Raw genomic sequence first — 438 nt, 5'->3', positions numbered from 1 at the left:
GCCGTACCGTTCGTTGAGCCGATCGATGCCTGCGGCCGCCACCGCGAGCAACTCGTCGTCGGCGTCGGTTCGCTCGCTGTCGGCATCGAGCCAATCGGACAACAGGGCGAACTGCAGGTCGCCGTCCCGGTTGCCGAGGTAGTGGACCTCCAGCCCCGCCACCTGCTCCTCCACCTCGGCCGTGTTCGTCAGCAGCATCGGAACCGCAACCAACGTTCGCAGCTCGCTCGGTACGCCGTCGGCGAGATCGAGCCGCGGGAGCGCACGTGGACCCAGCGAACGGGTCACGGCATGGTTGACGATCGCGACCGCGATGTCGGACGCGGGCCCGAGGGCGAGGATCGCGAGCAGGACCAACGTGCCGCCCCGATCGCCGGAGAGCACGAACCACAGGGCCATGACGGTCGCGGTGACGAGCGTCAGCAGCCCGACGTAGAG

1 protein-coding gene is annotated in these 438 nt (G+C 68.9%); it reads right to left on the bottom strand.

Annotated features, from left to right (window positions below):
• The coding region (locus tag I6F37_RS40405) for a hypothetical protein (protein ID WP_225154437.1) at nt 1-438 on the bottom strand (438 nt) is incomplete at both ends.

It is taken from the genome of Bradyrhizobium sp. NBAIM08 (assembly GCF_020193935.1).
Lineage (GTDB): Bacteria > Pseudomonadota > Alphaproteobacteria > Rhizobiales > Xanthobacteraceae > Bradyrhizobium > Bradyrhizobium yuanmingense.
This window is presented reverse-complemented; position numbering and strand designations above follow the sequence as displayed.